General features: G+C 72.0%; 15 protein-coding genes. 5 read left to right on the top strand and 10 right to left on the bottom strand.

The window, feature by feature from the left end; genetic code table 11:
* Positions 1 to 33: 33 nt before the first annotated feature.
* Complete coding sequence (locus ACXKR8_RS34830) at positions 34 to 693, bottom strand: MBL fold metallo-hydrolase (RefSeq protein ID WP_458268535.1); 660 nt, start codon at positions 691 to 693, stop codon at positions 34 to 36.
* On the bottom strand, positions 693 to 1778 hold the full coding sequence (locus ACXKR8_RS34825) for an S-(hydroxymethyl)mycothiol dehydrogenase (RefSeq protein WP_458268534.1): 1086 nt from the start codon (positions 1776 to 1778) through the stop codon (positions 693 to 695). The genes ACXKR8_RS34830 and ACXKR8_RS34825 overlap by 1 nt, the downstream gene beginning before the upstream one ends.
* Positions 1779 to 1965: 187 nt before the next feature.
* Here ACXKR8_RS34825 and ACXKR8_RS34820 point away from each other — a divergent pair, with 187 nt between their 5' ends.
* Together ACXKR8_RS34820 and ACXKR8_RS34815 are read left to right on the top strand one after the other, a co-directional pair.
* Complete coding sequence (locus ACXKR8_RS34820) at positions 1966 to 3312, top strand: hypothetical protein (protein ID WP_458268533.1); 1347 nt, start codon at positions 1966 to 1968, stop codon at positions 3310 to 3312.
* A gap of 170 nt (positions 3313 to 3482) precedes the next feature.
* Positions 3483 to 4103 carry a transglutaminase domain-containing protein gene (locus ACXKR8_RS34815; RefSeq protein ID WP_462099959.1) on the top strand — a complete coding sequence of 207 codons (621 nt, stop codon included), beginning with the start codon at positions 3483 to 3485 and terminating at the stop codon, positions 4101 to 4103.
* 1 nt (position 4104) lies between these two features.
* Here ACXKR8_RS34815 and ACXKR8_RS34810 read toward each other — a convergent pair whose 3' ends face one another.
* The 3 genes from ACXKR8_RS34810 to ACXKR8_RS34800 all read right to left on the bottom strand — a co-directional run bounded on the left by ACXKR8_RS34810 (position 4105) and on the right by ACXKR8_RS34800 (position 5122).
* Positions 4105 to 4320 carry a three-helix bundle dimerization domain-containing protein gene (locus tag ACXKR8_RS34810; protein WP_458268531.1) on the bottom strand — a complete coding sequence of 72 codons (216 nt, stop codon included), beginning with the start codon at positions 4318 to 4320 and terminating at the stop codon, positions 4105 to 4107.
* A complete protein-coding gene (locus ACXKR8_RS34805) occupies positions 4274 to 4738 on the bottom strand; it encodes a luciferase domain-containing protein (protein ID WP_458268530.1) in 465 nt (154 codons plus the stop codon). Before ACXKR8_RS34805 ends, ACXKR8_RS34810 begins: the two co-directional genes overlap by 47 nt.
* 156 nt (positions 4739 to 4894) lie before the next feature.
* Positions 4895 to 5122, bottom strand: coding sequence for a hypothetical protein (locus tag ACXKR8_RS34800; protein ID WP_458268529.1), 228 nt, complete (start codon positions 5120 to 5122; stop codon positions 4895 to 4897).
* A gap of 304 nt (positions 5123 to 5426) precedes the next feature.
* Here ACXKR8_RS34800 and ACXKR8_RS34795 point away from each other — a divergent pair, with 304 nt between their 5' ends.
* Positions 5427 to 6527 carry a DNA glycosylase AlkZ-like family protein gene (locus ACXKR8_RS34795; RefSeq protein WP_458268528.1) on the top strand — a complete coding sequence of 367 codons (1101 nt, stop codon included), beginning with the start codon at positions 5427 to 5429 and terminating at the stop codon, positions 6525 to 6527.
* 44 nt (positions 6528 to 6571) lie between these two features.
* Here the strand turns inward: ACXKR8_RS34795 and ACXKR8_RS34790 are convergent, their stop codons facing one another.
* The 3 genes from ACXKR8_RS34790 to ACXKR8_RS34780 all read right to left on the bottom strand — a co-directional run bounded on the left by ACXKR8_RS34790 (position 6572) and on the right by ACXKR8_RS34780 (position 10391).
* Positions 6572 to 7765 carry an RtcB family protein gene (locus ACXKR8_RS34790; protein ID WP_458268527.1) on the bottom strand — a complete coding sequence of 398 codons (1194 nt, stop codon included), beginning with the start codon at positions 7763 to 7765 and terminating at the stop codon, positions 6572 to 6574.
* A gap of 348 nt (positions 7766 to 8113) precedes the next feature.
* Positions 8114 to 9640, bottom strand: a complete 1527-nt coding sequence (locus ACXKR8_RS34785; RefSeq protein WP_458268526.1) for an MFS transporter — start codon at positions 9638 to 9640, stop codon at positions 8114 to 8116.
* A gap of 79 nt (positions 9641 to 9719) precedes the next feature.
* Positions 9720 to 10391, bottom strand: a complete 672-nt coding sequence (locus tag ACXKR8_RS34780) for a TetR/AcrR family transcriptional regulator (RefSeq protein ID WP_458268525.1) — start codon at positions 10389 to 10391, stop codon at positions 9720 to 9722.
* Between the two features lie 240 nt (positions 10392 to 10631).
* On the opposite strand from ACXKR8_RS34780, the gene ACXKR8_RS34775 reads away from it, so the two are divergent.
* Entirely contained in the window at positions 10632 to 11885 is a 1254-nt protein-coding gene (locus tag ACXKR8_RS34775) for an MFS transporter (RefSeq protein WP_458268524.1), read from the top strand.
* A 127-nt stretch (positions 11886 to 12012) separates the two neighbouring features.
* Complete coding sequence (locus tag ACXKR8_RS34770; RefSeq protein WP_458268523.1) at positions 12013 to 13320, top strand: MFS transporter; 1308 nt, start codon at positions 12013 to 12015, stop codon at positions 13318 to 13320.
* Here ACXKR8_RS34770 and ACXKR8_RS34765 read toward each other — a convergent pair.
* Together ACXKR8_RS34765 and ACXKR8_RS34760 are read right to left on the bottom strand one after the other, a co-directional pair.
* The gene (locus tag ACXKR8_RS34765) at positions 13261 to 14646 is read right to left on the bottom strand and encodes a M16 family metallopeptidase (RefSeq protein WP_458268522.1); all 1386 of its coding nucleotides are present in this window, start codon (positions 14644 to 14646) and stop codon (positions 13261 to 13263) included. The two genes, ACXKR8_RS34770 and ACXKR8_RS34765, sit on opposite strands and share 60 nt — an antisense overlap.
* On the bottom strand, positions 14643 to 16040 hold the full coding sequence (locus ACXKR8_RS34760) for a M16 family metallopeptidase (protein ID WP_458275166.1): 1398 nt from the start codon (positions 16038 to 16040) through the stop codon (positions 14643 to 14645). The genes ACXKR8_RS34765 and ACXKR8_RS34760 overlap by 4 nt, the downstream gene beginning before the upstream one ends.
* Positions 16041 to 16076 lie beyond the last annotated feature (36 nt).

The following is a 16076-nucleotide window of genomic DNA, read 5'->3' as shown; positions in this document are numbered from 1 at the left end:
CCCGGTCAGTGGCACCGGGTCAGTGGCGCCGGGTCAGTGGCCTCGGGCGATCCATTCACCCAGCTGCGGCGCTTCCGCGCCGATCGTCGTCGAGTCGCCGTGGCCGGTGCGCACCACCGTTCCCCCCGGGAGGGTCAGCAGCCGGTCGCGGATGGAGTCGATGATGGTCGGGAAGTGCGAGAACGACCGGCCGGTCGCCCCCGGGCCGCCGCAGAACAGGGTGTCGCCGGAGAACAGCGTGCTCAGGCCGTCCGTGCCCAGGCCGTCCGTGCCCAGATTGTCCGCGTAGAGGCAGACCGCCCCGGGGCTGTGGCCCGGCGTGTGCAGGACGGTCAGCCCGGTGCCGGCCACGGTGATCCGCTGCCCGTCGGCCAGCTCGGCGTCCGGGGCCCGGTCGGGGTGGGTCTGCTTCCACAGCGGGAGGTCGTCCGGATGGAGCAGGATCGGCGCCCCGGTGCGCTCGGCCAGGGCCGGGGCGGCGTCGACGTGGTCGTTGTGGGCGTGCGTGCAGACGATCGCGACCAGCCGCCGCTCCCCCACCGCCGCGGCGATGGCCTCCGCGTCGTGGGCGGCGTCGATGACCAGGACCTCGCTGTCGTCGCCGACCAGCCAGACGTTGTTGTCGACCGCCCAGCTGCCGCCGTCCAGGTCGAAGGTCCCCGAGGTGACCAGGTGCTCGATGCGCGCGGCCATCAGAACAGCACCACCGAACGCAGGACCTCGCCCCGGTGCATCCGGGCGAAGGCCGCCTCCACGTCCTCCAGGCCGATGGTCTCGGAGACGAAGGCGTCGAGGTCGAGACGGCCCTGCAGATAGAGGTCGATCAGCATCGGGAAGTCGCGCGAGGGCAGGCAGTCGCCGTACCAGGAGGACTTCAGCGCGCCGCCGCGACCGAACACGTCCAGCAGCGGCAGCTCCAGGGTCATCTCCGGCGTGGGGACGCCCACCAGCACCACCGTGCCGGCCAGGTCACGGGCGTAGAAGGCCTGCTGGTAGGTCTCCGGGCGGCCGACCGCCTCGATCACCACGTCCGCGCCATTGCCGCCGGTCAGCTCGCGGATCGCCTCGACCGGGTCGCCGGCGCGGGAGTTGACGGTGTGGGTGGCGCCCAGCCGCAGGGCGGTGGCGAGCTTGCTGTCGTCGATGTCGACGGCGATGATCCTGGACGCGCCGGCCAGCCGGGAGCCCATGATCGCCGCGTTGCCGACCCCACCGCAGCCGATGACCGCCACGCTGTCGCCGCGCGACACGTTGCCGGTGTTGACGGCCGCGCCCAGGCCCGCCATCACTCCGCAGCCGAGCAGCCCGGCAGCGGCCGGGGAGGCGGCCGGGTCGACCTTGGTGCACTGCCCCGCCGCGACCAGGGTCTTCTCGGCGAATGCGCCGATGCCCAGGGCGGGCGAGAGCTCGGTCCCGTCCTCCAGGGTCATCTTCTGCTTGGCGTTGTGGGTGTTGAAGCAGTACTGCGGCCGTCCGCGCAGACAGGCCCGGCACTGGCCGCAGACCGCGCGCCAGTTGAGGATGACAAAGTCACCGGGGGCGACCTCGGTGACGCCCGCGCCGACCGACTCGACGATCCCGGCGGCCTCGTGGCCGAGCAGGAAGGGGAACTCGTCGTTGATGCCGCCCTCGCGGTAGTGCAGGTCGGTGTGGCAGACCCCGCACGCCTGGACCCGTACCACCGCCTCGCCCGGCCCCGGGTCGGGGACGAGAATGGTCTCGATCCGGACCGGCTCACCCTTGCCGGGTGCGATCACTCCGCGTACACGCTGGGCCATGGCCGCGCTCTCCCTCACTGTGGTCGGTCAGGGGCAACCCTAGGCCCGATACTGGCGTCCTCACAGGCGGAAGCACCGACCCGCGGATGTCCGGCGGCACTCAATCGACTGAACTCCGGAAGTCCTACCTCGTAAGATCCGGTGAGGGGGCACGGCCTCGAACAAGTTTCTGACGGGGGAATCTCGGATGCGGGCACGGCGGCTCAGCAGGACGTACGCGCAGGTGGGCGGAGCCCTCGCGGTGCTGCTGCTGGTCGGCGCCTGCGGCGGTCACAGCGGGCCCGGGGCCGATCCGACCAGCAGTTTCGTCGCGGCGACCAACCCGGCCGACCCCTCCGTGAGGAGCTACAACCCGCCGCTGAAGTTCAGCACCGCCTCCGTCCCGCTGCCCTCGTCGACCGGGGCGGTCGCCCTGGTCGGCACCGACGCCTATGTCGCCGGCCGGGCCGGCCTGCAGGTGGTGGACACCCGTACCGGCAAGGTGCTGGTCACGGTCCGGCCGAAGGCGGCCGTGGCGAACGCCGCCGGCAACAGCGGCGCGGCGCTGCCGGCCCCGCTGGTCGCCGCCGTCGGCGACAGCACCCTCAGCCTGGTGCTGGACGCTTTCCCGGTGACGGTCGCCGCCCAGGGCTCCACCCCCGGCGGAGCCGGTGTGGAGCTGGTCGCGGTCGACACCTCCACCCGGCAGGCCGTGTGGACCACGCAGCTCACCGACCTGCCGGACTGGGCCACCGACCTGGGCGCCGGCGGCCTGACCGCGGACGTCGTCGGCTTCCACGGCAACACCGCCGTGGTGACGCTGACCGACGGTGACCACATCGGCGCCAGTTTCGGCATCGACCTGATGTCCCACCGGACCGTGTGGCACAAGGACGGCTTCGAGGCCGCCGCGGTGGCCGAGGACACGGTCGTCGGCACCGCGGCCGCCAACTCCTCCGGCTCCTCCGGCTCCTCGGACTCCTCCGATTCCTCCGCTGATGCGGCCGGAACCGAGCGCGCCCTGGTCGGCCTGGGGCTCAGCGACGGAAGCCAGAAGTGGAAGTGGAAGGGGCAGGACACCGACGCCCAGGTGGCGATCGGCCCCGCCGGGCTCGGCATGGTCACCGTGGTCAACGGCAGCGGCGGTCCGTCCGGCTTCTCCTACCTGGTCGAGGCCGACAGCGGGGACAAGACCCCCCTGCCCAACACCACCCAGAACGCGGCCGGCTGCCGCTACGACGGCGTCTCCATGCTGCTCTGCAACGGCCAGAACAGCGCCGGCGACCATCTGTACGGCCTCGACGCCGCCACCGGCAAGCAGCACTGGCAGATTCCCGACCCGGCCTCCGGCGCCACCCGGCTGGTCCCGTCGCTGACCGCCGTCTGGCACGGCGCGGCGTACGGAACCACCGCCGACGGCCCCCTGGTCCTGGACGCCCGGACCGGCGCCGCCCGGGCGACGGTCCCGGGCATCGCCCCGACCCTGGTGGACGGCAGCGTCGGCCTGGCCCCGAGCGCCAAGAGCCCACTGGCCGCCTACCCGGCGGTGGGCTGACCTGCGGTGGGCTGACCGGCCGTGGGCTGACCTGCGCTTCTTCGCAGGCAGAATAGAGCCGTGAACACCGCGCCGCTGCGACCGCAGAGCCCGACCGGGCCGAGCTGCTGCCCACCGAGATCCTGGACTGGGAGCACTGGCGGGTCCGCCGCCTGCTGGAGCAGCTGCAGGTGCAGCAGCCGGACGGTCCGCTGGGTCAACTGGGCCTGCTGCGGTCCGCCCACACGGCCATCGTCGCGGGCATCCGACCGGTGTACTCGGTCCAGGAGCGGCAGCCGGTGTCACGGACCCTGCGGCGCGGGCGCGGTTCCTGCAGCCAGCGCTTGGCGGTGCTGGAGGCGGTCGCGCGGGCCTCGGGCGTACCGACCCGGGTACGGGGCCTGCTGGTGGACGGCGCCTTCTGGTATCCGCGGTTCCCCCGGCTGCGGGCCCTGGTCCCGGACACGGTGGTGCTGGCCTGGCCCGAGTTCGCCCTCGACGGCGGTTGGCTGCAGGCCTCGGAGCTCTTCGGCAGCCTGCCGGAGCTGAGCGCGGCCTCCGCAGGCGGCTTCACCAACGTCGGCAGCGAAACCATGTTCGAGGCCCTGTCGCGCACCGCGCTGGACTGGGACGGAGCGACCAGCCGCCCGGGGGCGTGCTCCTCCTGCGACCTGTCCGCCAGCGTCACCGCGGACCTCGGGCAGTACCCGTCCAGAGACCTGCTCTTCGCCGAACACGGCCAGACCCTGCCCCGGGCCGCCCGCCACCTGGCCGAGCCCCTGCTCAGCCGCTGGAACGCGGGCGGCCGGTAGGTCAGCCGCGGCGCAGGGGCCGGTGGTCCAGCTCGGCGCGGGCGCGCCGCTCGACCAGGACCGGGATGAAGTCGCGGATCGGCGAGCCGTGGAAGTGCTCGCGGGCGGCGGCGACGGTGCTCTCGACCGTGTCCGGGCGGTACCGGCCGCGGTAGTTGGCCTTGAGCCGCTCAGCGACCTTGTGGACGGCTTCGTCTTCGTACAAGTCGAGGGACATGCGTCCTCCTCGGTGGTTCGGATTGCTCCGTACCCGCGGTCGCCTGCCCGGACTGCAGGATGCTGATGTGTCCGCGGTTGCACGGACTCGTCGACGTCTCCGGCCGGGGGCGGGCATGGGCCTGGAGCGCGACGCTGACCAGGGAGACCATCAACTCGGCGTCCTGGTCGCAGTCCAGCCGCAAAGTGATCCAGTCGGTGCCCGGATGCAGCCGCACGGCGGTGGACTGCTCCAGTTCGGCCTGCATCCGCTCGATGGCCTCATGGGTCAGGTGCAGATCGGCGTCGTGGTCGTTGTGGAGGTGGGCGATCTCGCTGAGATCCGTGACCAGGGCCCGGCCCTGGCCGCAACTGGCTGGGGCATTGCGGAGGTCGGCCCAGGATTCCAGTTGTTCCCAGGCGCGACATGCAGCCTTCATGGGCTCATCATGGCCCCGCCCCCGCACCCGCGGCTACCCCGCAATACTTACGGCGTTCCGACCCCCGCCCCGATAGCGTTCCGAGATGTGGGGGCCGGTCACTTCCATCAGCGTTGGTCGTGGTCCCCCGGCCCCCGCACCAGCTTGCGCGGCAGGTCAGTTGAGGGCGTCGGCCAGGGCCTGGGCCTGGCCGGCGGTGATGCCACGACGGGACAGGGCCTGCGCCACGATGTCCCGCGCCTCGCCAGGCGTGTCGGCGTCACCGAGCATCGGCAGCAGGGCGATCAGCCGCTGCGACGCGTCGGACAAACCCTCGCCGCCCTCCTGTTCGCTCTCTGCAAGATGGATGAGCTCGGCCCAGGACAGCCCGGGCCCGGCATACATGACGTACACCGCATGCCCGCCGTCGAAACAGACCCGCAGGACCGGCCAGGGCTGTTCGGGATCCCCAGACGCTCCACCATGGCCTCGTAGACCAAGGCATCCACGCGGTATCGCTCCACCTGCTCGCTGGGATCAGACGAGTCGGGTCCAGCGCTCGTGTATGACGACGCAGTCGCCCCCGGCCGCGAGCGCCGAACCGGAACCGCGCTGGTGCAGGTCGCGCTCCCACAGGACCTCCTCTGACATGCCAACTCCTCACCGGCCGCGGATTCCACCGTCCGCATGCTGTCAGTAGGCTCGGGCGGTGACCATCCACCGCCTCTCACTCCGCGACGCGCGCCGCATCGCTGTGCGCGCGCAGTTGCTGGACCGGCGGCGGCCGGCCGGGCTGGTCGAGTTGGTGCAGCACCTCACGTTGCTGCAGATCGACCCGACCGCGGCGGTCGCGCCGACGGCCGACCTGGTGGCGTGGAGCCGGCTCGGCTCGGCGTACGCTCCGACCGACCTGGCCGGCGCCCTGCAGCAGCGGTCGCTGATCGAGCTGATGGCGACGATCCGGCCGGCCGGTGATCTGGCGCTGTACCGCGCCGAGATGGCCGAACGGCACAAGCTGCCGCCGGTGGCCGACTGGCAGCGGCGCAACCGCGCCTGGGTACAGGCCAATGAAGCCTGCCGACAGGACATCCTGGCCCGGTTGGGCGTCGAGGGGCCGCTGCCCTCGCGCAGCATTCCCGACACCTGCGCGGTGTCCTGGACGTCGACCGGATGGACGAACAACCAGAACGTCATCCGGCTGCTGGAAGTCATGTCGGCGAGGGGTGAGGTCGCGGTCGCCGGCCGGCTGGGCCGGGACCGGCTGTGGGATCTGGCCGAGCGGATCTACCCCGATGACCCGGTGGTTCCCTCGGACCAGGCACTGCTCCGCCGCAACGAGCGCCGACTGCGGGCCCTGGGGATCGCCCGTGCCAGGACGACGCAGGTCCCCATCGAGCCGTACGACGTCGGGCCGATCGGCGAGCCGGCGGTGGTGGAGGGCGTCAAGGGCGAGTGGCGCGTCGACCCCGAGCAGCTCGGGCAGCCCTTCACCGGCCGAGCCGCGCTGCTGTCGCCGTTCGACCGGCTGATCCACGACCGCAGGCGGCTGCTGGAGCTGTTCGCGTTCGAATACGGCCTGGAGATGTACAAGCCGGTCGCCAAGCGCCGGTGGGGGTACTACGCGCTGCCGATCCTGTACGCCGACCGCTTGGTCGGAAAGCTCGACGCGATGGCCGACCGGAAGGCGGGCGTCCTGCGGGTGCACGCGATCCACGAGGACGAGCCGTTCACCAGGGCGATGTCCACCGCTGTCGACAGCGAGATCACTTCCCTGGCCCACTGGCTGCAGCTGGACCTGGTACGCACGTAGGGGGCGCGGCCTCAGCCGCCGCACCCCCACCCGGCTTCGTGCGGTCAGCCCTTGACGCAGACCAGCTGCTTGAGCTGGGCCACGACCTCGACCAAGTCGGTCTGCTGGGCCATGACCTTCTCGATCGGCTTGTACGCGCCTGGGATCTCGTCCACGACGCCGGAGTCCTTGCGGCACTCCACGCCCCGGGTCTGCTCCTCCAGATCACGCACGCCGAACTTCTTCTTGGCCGCGGTACGGCTCATCTTCCGACCCGCGCCGTGCGAGGCGGAGTTGAACGCCCGCTCGTTGCCCAGACCCTTGACGATGTACGAACCGGTGCCCATGGAACCGGGGATGATGCCGAACTCCCCCGCGCCGGCCCGGATCGCGCCCTTCCGCGTGACCAGCAGATCCTGGCCGTCGTAGCGCTCCTCGCTGACGTAGTTGTGGTGGCAGCTGATCACCGGGTCGAAGGTGACCTTCGCCCTGGCGAACTCCTTGCGGAGCACGTTCTGGAACAGCGCCATCATCACCGCCCGGTTGTTCTTGGCGTACTCCTGCGCCCAGAACAGGTCCTGGCGGTAGTCGCCCATCTGCGGGGTGTCCGAGATGAAGACCGCGAGGTCGTGGTCGACCAGGCCCTGGTTGTGCGGCAGCGTCCGGGCGACGCCCATGTGGTGCTCGGCCAGTTCCTTGCCGATGTTGCGGGAGCCGGAGTGCAGCATCAGCCAGACCGCGCCCGACGTGTCGGTGCAGACCTCGATGAAGTGGTTGCCGCCGCCGAGCGTGCCCATCTGGGACATCGCCCGCTCGCGCCGCCACTTCACCGCCTCGGCGATGCCGTCGAAACGGGACCAGAAGTCGTCCCATCCGGCGGCCTGGAAACCGTTCAGACTGCTCGGGTCGACGACCTCGGCGTGCGCGCCGCGGCCGACCGGGATGGCCTCCTCGATCCGGGACCGGAGCCGGCCCAGGTTGTCCGGGAGGTCGCGGGCGGTGAGCGAGGTCTTGACCGCGCTCATACCGCAGCCGATGTCGACGCCGACCGCGGCCGGGCAGACCGCGCCCTTCATGGCGATGACGGAACCGACGGTCGCGCCCTTGCCCAGGTGGACGTCCGGCATGACGGCGAGGCCGCTGATCCACGGCAGCGAGGAGATGTTCCGCAGCTGCTGCATGGCCTGGCCCTCGACCGCGGCCGGGTCGGTCCACATCCGGATCGGTACCCGGACGCCCGGAACTTCGTTGTACGACATGCGAGATCGACCTCCGCGGTCGGTGGGTGGGGAAAGTCAGTGGGGAGAGCCGCCGCTCGGCGTGAGGGGCTTTCAGTGTGAAGGGCTCAGCGCCTGGGACGGGAGCAGGCAGTGGAGGGGCGTCGCCTCGGGGAGGAGCAGGCGCTGAAACGCCCGCGATACAACTCGACCCGCATGGTGACCGCCTCCTCTCCACTGCCTACGACCGGCCTGTCGACCGGTCGTAGGACTATCTAGCCACGGTGGTCGGCACCCCCGCAATGGAATTTGAACGCGGTGGAACGGCAAACGGCGGCCCCGCCTCAATGTTTCGAGACGGGGCCGCCGTTCGGTCCAGCAGAGCTGGTGTCAGTGCGCGATGACCGGGATCGACGCCTCGCCGATCTCCTCACCGGCGCCGCCGGTCGGCGGGGCGACCGCGTCGCGGCCCGCGTTGATCAGGCTGAAGGCCAGACCCGCGGCGATGACGAGGATGCCGACCGCCACCCAGATGGCCGTGGCGTAGCCGTGCACCTGGGCCTGGGCGAGCAGCGCCGGGGTGCCGGCACCGTGGGTCTTGCCGAAGCTGGTGGTGGCGTTGACGGCGATGGTGCTGAGCAGGGCGGTGCCGATGGAGCCACCGATCTGCTGCGAGGTGTTGATCATCGCCGAGGCGACACCCGAGTCACGCGGCTGCACCTTGTAGGTGGCCAGGCTCATGGCGGGCATGAACGCACTGCCCATGCCGAGACCGAGCAGCAGGAAGCCGGGCAGCAGCACCTCGGCGTAGGAGCTGTCGACCTTGAGCTGCGCCAGGAACAGCATGCCGACGGCGGCGACCAGGAAGCCGGGGCCCATCAGCATCCGGGCCGGGACCCGGTTCATCAGGCGGGCGCCGATCTGGGTGGAGCCGACGATCATGCCGCCGATCATCGGCAGGAAGGCGACGCCGGTCATGACCGGGGTGTAGCCCTTGACCTGCTGCAGGTAGTAGGTCAGGAAGAGGAACAGGCCGAACATCCCGATGATGGCGAGGCCCAGCGACAGGTAGACGCCACCGCGGTTGCGGTTGGTGATGACCCGGAGCGGCAGGAGCGGCGCCTTGACCTTGCCCTCGACCACCACGAAGGCGGCGAGCAGCACGGCGGAGGCGATGAACATGCCGATGGTGATGGGCGCGCCCCAGCCGTCGCCGGGGGTGGAGGCCTTGGTGAAGCCGTAGACCAGCGAGACCAGACCGGTGGTGGCGAGCAGCACACCGGGGATGTCGAGCCGGTCCCGGTTGCGGCCGTCCTCACGCTCGTGGATGTACAGCACCGCGCCGACGGCGGCGATGATCGCGAAGAAGATGTTCACGAACAGGGCCCAGCGCCAGTTGGCGTACTGGGTGAGGACACCGCCGAGGATCAGGCCGACGGCGCCGCCGGCGCCGGCGATGGCGCCGAAGATGCCGAACGCGGCAGCGCGCTCCTTGGCCTCGGTGAAGGTGACCGCGAGCAGCGACAGCGCGGCCGGGGCGAGCAGGGCGCCGAAGACACCCTGCAGGGCGCGGGCGCCGAGCAGCATCCCCTCGTTCACGGCCGCGCCGCCCAGCGCGGAGGCCGCGGCGAAGCCGATCAGACCGAGTATGAAGGTGCGCTTACGGCCCCAGAGGTCGGAGATGCGTCCGCCGAAGAGCAGCAGACCGCCGAAGGCGAGGCTGTAGGCGGTAATGACCCACTGCCGGTTGGCGTCCGAGATGTGCAGGTCCACCTGGGCGTGCGGAAGGGCGATGTTCACAACAGTGGCGTCGAGGACCACCATCAGCTGGGCGATGGCGATGAAGATCAGCGCCTTCCAGCGCTGCGGGTCCGGTGCGGGTTGAACTGGCTGGTCTGACTTACTGAGGTTGGACATGAGTGTTCCCATGGCTGTCTAGGAAAGGCTTGAACTAAGGACGGCACGCGCTCGGTTGCGCGCCGGTACTGAAGCTGCGTCAGTGGTGCTCGGTACGGGTGGCCAGGCAGCTCGCGCGCAGGTCCGCGAGAGTCGCCGGGCTACCGGGAAGAATCGAACGCTGGGGGGCGCGCAGCCCGTCGAGGACGAGCTGGAGGTGCCGGTGCACGAAGCCGCCGTGGTCGACGGACCCGACGCCCGGCAGCGGACGGGCGATCTGGGAGGCAAGGATCAGGATGTCGCCAGGCCCCACGTCGGTCCGCAGGCTGCCTTCGGCCTGGGCGTGGTGGACAACGCCCGCGACCACGATGTCGAGGCGGTCCTGAGCGGCGCGGATGTCCGGCTGGGCCGGGTCCATCCACTCGGAAAGCATGGGGCAGAGGGCCCCGACCTTCCATTCCACGGCCCCGTGGACGAAGCCCTCCAGCGCCGTGAAGGCGTCCGGGGCGGCGTCCACGATGGCCTCGGCCTCGTCGGCCATGGTGGCGAGAACGGAGAGGACGACGCTGCGGACGAGTTCGCGCCGGTCCGGGAAGTGCCGGTAGAGCGTCGCGTTGCCGATGCCGGCGCGACGGGCGATCTCGTCCAGGGGGACGTCGGGGCCGAACTCTATGAAGGCCTCCTGCGCCGCGGCGACGATGCGCTCACGGTTGCGGGTGGCGTCGGCACGCAGCCGGGGGGCGGCACCGCGGGTGACGGCTGTCGCGACCATGGAGCGCTCCTCTACTGACGTGTCGGGTACTGACGTATTGGGGGTTGGTCTGTGGGTTGTATCGGTGCGGTTAATCAGAGGTTACGGATCCGGGGAGTTCCTCCCCGTTTCCCCAGTCAATCAGCTAAACGGGGAGAGGGTCCCCAGAAATTGCCCAGCTGGACGTGAGCTACGCCACATTTTCACTTGGCCCAGCTCAGACCCAGTAAGGTCCGCGGACGACCACGGGAGGTCTAGACCATGACGGCAGAAACGGCCGCACAGAACAGTACGTCGGACAGGTCGGACGGCGTCAGGGGCGCACTCTCACGCATCGGCGGAACCCTGCAGCGCCGCGACTTCCGCTGGTGGTTCGGCAGCCAGATCGCGTCCGCCTCGGGCAACGCCACCCAGGTGGTGGCGATGTCCTGGGTGGTCCTGCAGACCACGGGGAACGCGTTCTGGCTCAGCGTGCTGATGGTCTGCAGCTGGGGCCCGATGCTGCTGCTCAGCCCCTGGGCCGGCTCCCGGGTCGACCGCCACGACCGCCGGCTGATCCTGCTGCTCACCCAGTTCCTGCTGATGGCGGCCGGTCTGCTGCTGAGCCTGCTGACCGGCCTCGGCGCGCTCTCGCTGGGGGCCATCCTCGGCATCGCCCTGTTCACCGGGGCGGTCTCCTCGCTGGACTCCCCGGCCCGCCAGGTCTTCATCGTCGACCTGGTCGGCAAGGACGGCCTGGCCGGCGCGGTCGGCCTCTGGGAGGTGGTGGTCAACTCCTCCCGGGTGCTCGGCCCGGCCATCGGCGGCGCGCTGCTGGCCACGGTCGGCCCCGGCGCCTGCTTCCTGGTCAACGGCCTCTCCTTCCTGCTCCCGCTGTACGTGCTGTGGCGGCTGATCCCGGCGGCCGACGCGGAGCGCACCCGTCCGCACAAGGAGCCCGGGGCGATCCGCTCCGGGCTGCGCTACGCCTGGCGCACGCCGACCGTGCGGGCCTGCCTGCCGATGGCGGCGGCCGGCGGGATGCTGTTCACCATGGGCATCGCCCTGCCGGTGCTGGCCACCCGCACCTTCCACCTGGGCGGCGGCGGGTACGGCGCGCTGCTGTCCGCCTTCGGCCTGGGGGCGCTCCCCGGCGCGCTGCTCGCCGCGGCCACCCGTACCCCCACCGGGCCGCGGGTGCGGGCGCTGGCGGTGGCCACCGGCGGCTCGGTGCTGCTGGTCGCCTTCTCCCCGTACCTGGTCCTGGCGTTCGCGGCGATGGCGCTGGCCGGCTTCACCTCGATCTGGTTCATCGCCACCGCGAACACCCTGGTCCAGCTGCGGTCGGCGCCGGAGATGCGCGGGCGGGTGATGGGCCTGTGGAGCATGGCCCTGCCCGGCACCGTCCCGCTGACCGGCTTCGTGGTCTCCTCGGTGATCGAGACCCTGGGCGCGCGGTCGGGTTTCGCCTGCTCCGGAGCGGCCATGCTGCTCGCCGCGCTGCTCGGCTGGAAAGCGCTGGCCGACCGTGAGTGACGTCCGATAAAGTCCGTTCCATGAATCTCTCCGGACCGCACTAGACGGACTCGTAGCACCGCCCCGCCGGAGACGGCAGGTGGCGGCGACGCTTCGTCGTGTCCGAGTCCAGGTTCCGGAGATTCCCATGTCACGCCCCGTCAGGGGCAGCGCCTCCTATCGCGCTGTCCTCGCTCTTCCCCATGCCCGCGGCCTGTTCGCCGCCGCCATGCTCGCCCGGCTCTCGTACGGGCTGCTGGGCCTGCCACTGCTGCTCACCCTGCGCCAGGGGTCCGGCTCCTACGCCGTCGCCGGGACCGCCGCCGGTCTCTTCGGGCTGTTCAGCGCGCTGCTAGGACCGATGCGGGCGCGGCTGGTCGAACGCCGCCCGCGCACTCTGATGCTGTTCGCCTGCGGCTACGCCGGGCTGCTCGCGGTGATCGCCGCAGCGGGCTGGACCGGCGTCGCGCCCTGGCTCGCGATCACCCTGGCCGGTGTCACCGGCCTGTTCCCGCCCCCGGTCGGGCCGCTGATGCGGGCCCTGTGGGGCCTGCTCGCCGCCGATCCGGGACAGCGGCAGCGCGCCCTCAGCCTGGACACCGTCTCCGAGTCGGCCGTCTTCGCGGTGGGCCCCGCCCTCGGCGGGACGCTGATCACCGTCGGCTCGGCGCCGCTGGCGCTGACCGCCTGCGCGGCCCTGGTGCTGGTCGGCTTCTCGGCGCTCGCCGCAGCGCTGCGCCGCGCCCCGGGACGGCTGCGCCCGGCCCCCGCCGCAGCGGATCCGCGCCGGAGCCGCAGCCTGCTGCGCGGGCCCGGGTTCGCCGGCATGCTGCTGGTGGTCCTCGGTTCCGGCTGCGCCCTGGCGGTGGCGGAGATCACCTCCGCCGCCCGTTGGGGCGCCGGTACCACCGGCGGCCTGCTGGCGCTCTGCTCGGTGGGCGGAGTGGTCGGCGGGCTGGTCTACGGCAGGCGGTCCTGGCGGTCCTCGCCCGGACGACGGCTGGCGCTGCTCGGCGCGGCCGGCGCGTTCTGCTACGCCCTGCCGGCCCTGCTGCCCGCGGTCCCGGTCGCCGCGGTCGCCCTCCTGGGCATCGGGGTCAGCGGGGACATGCTGCTGATCACGGCCTATCTGCAGGTGGACGCCCTGGTCCCGGAGGGCTCGCGGGTGGAGGCGGGCGCCTGGGTCAACACCGGCTACAACCTCGGGGTGGCCCTGGGCTCGGCTCTGGCCGGGGCCCTGCTCGACCGCTCCGGCACCGGAGCGGGGCTCACCGCGGCCGCCGCGGTGGCCGGGCTGGCGGCACTGGCCGCGGTGGTGGCGTGCGGAGGGCGAACCCTCCGCACGCCGCCACCGGGCCCGCGGTCGGCCCGCGGCGCTGCCGCCGACGACGGTGCGTCAGGCGTGCACCACGGTGACCTCGCCGAGGCCGAGGTCCTTGAGCGGGGCGGCAAATGACGCCGCGTCACCGACCAGGACGGTGACCAGCCGGTCCGGCGGGAAGGCGGCGACCACGGCGGCCGTGGCCTCCGCGGTGGTGGTCTCCGCCAGCCGGCGGTAGACCTGGGCCTGGTAGTCGTCGGGAAGGCCCTGCTCCACCTGGTCGGCCAGGGTGGAGCAGACCGCCGACGCGGTCTCGTAGCGCAGCGGCGCCACGCCGACGAGGTTCTGCACGGCGATGTCGCGCTCCTCGTCGGTGAGGCCCTCGGCGGCCAGGTCGCGCAGGATGACCAGGGTGTCGGCCAGCGCCGGGACGGTGGACTCGGTGTCCACCGATCCCGAGATCGCCAGCATCGCCCGGCCGCTGCCGTCCGCCGCCGAGCGCAGCGGCTGGGCGAAGGCGCGGACCCCGTAGGTGTAGCCCTTCTCCTCGCGCAGGACCTTGTCCAGACGCGAGGTCAGGGTGCCGCCGAGGCAGTAGGTGCCGAGGATCTGCGCGGCCCAGGACGGGTCGTGGCGGTCCGGGCCGATCCGGCCGATCAGCACCTGGGTCTGCACCGAGCCTGGTCGGTCGACGATGATCACGCGGCCCGCGTCGTCGGCGGTGACCGGCTCCGGGACCGAGGCGGCGGCCGGGGTCCCGGTCCAGTCGCCGAGGGTGGCCGCGAGCACCGCGTCGAAGTCGACGGTGGAGAAGTCGCCGACGATCACGGCGGTCGCCGTGGCCGGGCGGACGTGCGCCGCGTAGAAGGCGGCCACGGCCGCGCGGTCGATGCCCTTGACCGTGTCGGCGGTGCCCGAGCGGGGGCGGGAGATCCGGTCGGCGGCGTCGAAGAGCTCGCCGTAGAGCGCGAAGGCGGCGCGGCGGCCGGGGTTGGCCAGCTCGTGCACGATCTCGTCCAGGCGGTTGGCGACCACCCGCTCGATCTCGGCCTCGGCCAGTGCCGGGGCGCGTACCGCGTCGGCGAACAGGGTGAGGCCGCGCTCCAGCCGCGAGGCCGGGACCTCCAGCGAGAGCCGCAGCGCGGTGTGGTCGGCGTGGGCGTCCAGGTTGGCCCCGGCCCGCTCCAGCTCGGCGGCGAACTCCTCGGCGCTGAGGTCCTGCGTCCCCTCGGAGAAGGCGCGGGCGAGGATGGTGGCGACACCGTCCTGGCCGGCCGGCTCGGCCGAGAGCGGGGCGTCCAGGAGCAGCTCGACGGCCACCAGCTTCTGTCCGGGGCGGTCGCAGCGCAGCACGGTGAGGCCGTTGGGCAGGACGCTGCGGGTGGGCGCGGGGAACGCCCAGGGGGTGGCCTCGCCCGGCTCGGGGCGGGGGTGGAAGGTCATCGTGGAGGCAATGGTCATCGGTTCACGTCCTCAGCAGCGGAGTCGGCGGCGGCGTCGGCGTCCGTCTCGTCGGAGTCGGCAGCGGCGTCTGCGTCTGCGGGCGGCGCGGGCTCGTAGGTCAGCACGGCGCGGTTGTCCGGGGTGAGGTAGCGCGCGGCCACCGCCTGGACCTCCGCCGCGGTCACGTCCAGCACCTTCGCCAGCGCGCCGTCGACCAGCTTGGGGTCGCCGAACAGCACCGCGTAGCGGCACAGTTCGTCGGCGCGCCCGTTCACGGTGTCGAGCCGGTCCAGCCACTCCCGCTCGATCTGCGCCTGCGCGCGCTCCAGTTCCTCCGGGGTGGGGCCCTCGGCGGCGAAGCGGGCCAGCTCCTCGTCCACGGCGGCCTCGACCGTCGCGATCTCGGCCTCGCCGGAGGTCTTGGCGTCCAGCCAGCCCAGCGAGGGCGCCCCGGCCAGCCGCAGCAGCCCGAAGCCGGCGGTGACGGCGGTGCGGTCGCGGCGGACCAGCCGGTTGTAGAGGCGGCTGGACTCGCCCGAGCCCAGGATGGTGAGCGCCAGGTCGGCGGCGTCGGCCTCGCGGGTGCCGTCCAGCGGCAGCAGGTAGGTGGCCATCAGGGCCTGCGAGGGGACCTCCTCCACCAGGTGCTGGCGCAGCGGCGCCACCCCGTCGCGGACGACCGTGCTGCCGTCGCGGGGCGGGCGCTTGCCGTCGTGGGAGGGGATGCTGCCGAAGTACTTCTCGATCCACCGCAGCGTCTGCTCAGGGTCGATGTCGCCGACCACCGAGAGCACCGCGTTGTTGGGCGCGTAGTAGGTGCGGAAGAAGTCCTGGGCGTCGCCGAGGGTGGCCGCGTCCAGATCCGCCATCGAGCCGATCGGGGTGTGGTGGTAGGGGTGGCCGTCCGGGAAGGCCATCGCGACCAGGCGCTCGAACGCGGTCCCGTAGGGGACGTTGTCGTAGCGCTGGCGGCGCTCGTTCTTCACCACCGCGCGCTGGTTGTCCAGGCCGGTGAGGTCGAGCGCGGACAGCAGCGAGCCCATCCGGTCCGCCTCCAGCCACAGCGCCAGCTCGACCTGGTGGGTCGGCATGGTCTCGAAGTAGTTGGTGCGCTCGAAGCTGGTGGTGCCGTTGAGCGAGCCGCCCGCGCCCTGCACCAGCTCGAAGTGCCCGTTGCCGGGGACGGACGCGGAGCCCTGGAACATCAGGTGCTCGAAGAGGTGGGCCAGGCCGGTCAGGCCCTTGACCTCGTGCCGCGAGCCGACGTCGTACCAGAGGCACACCGCCGCGACCGGCGTGAGGTGGTCCTCGGAGAGCACCACCCGCAGGCCGTTGGCCAGGGTGTGCTCGATGATGCCGGGTCCGTCGATGGGCGTGGATGCATCGGTGGTGCTGTGGGCCGGGTGGGCCATCCGCTCGTCGTCCTTCCGCTCGATTGCTGCCACGTG

The sequence above is a fragment of the Streptacidiphilus sp. PAMC 29251 genome, assembly GCF_054208735.2.
The sequence above is the reverse complement of the archived record's forward strand: the minus strand, read 5'-3'. Positions and strand labels throughout refer to the sequence as shown.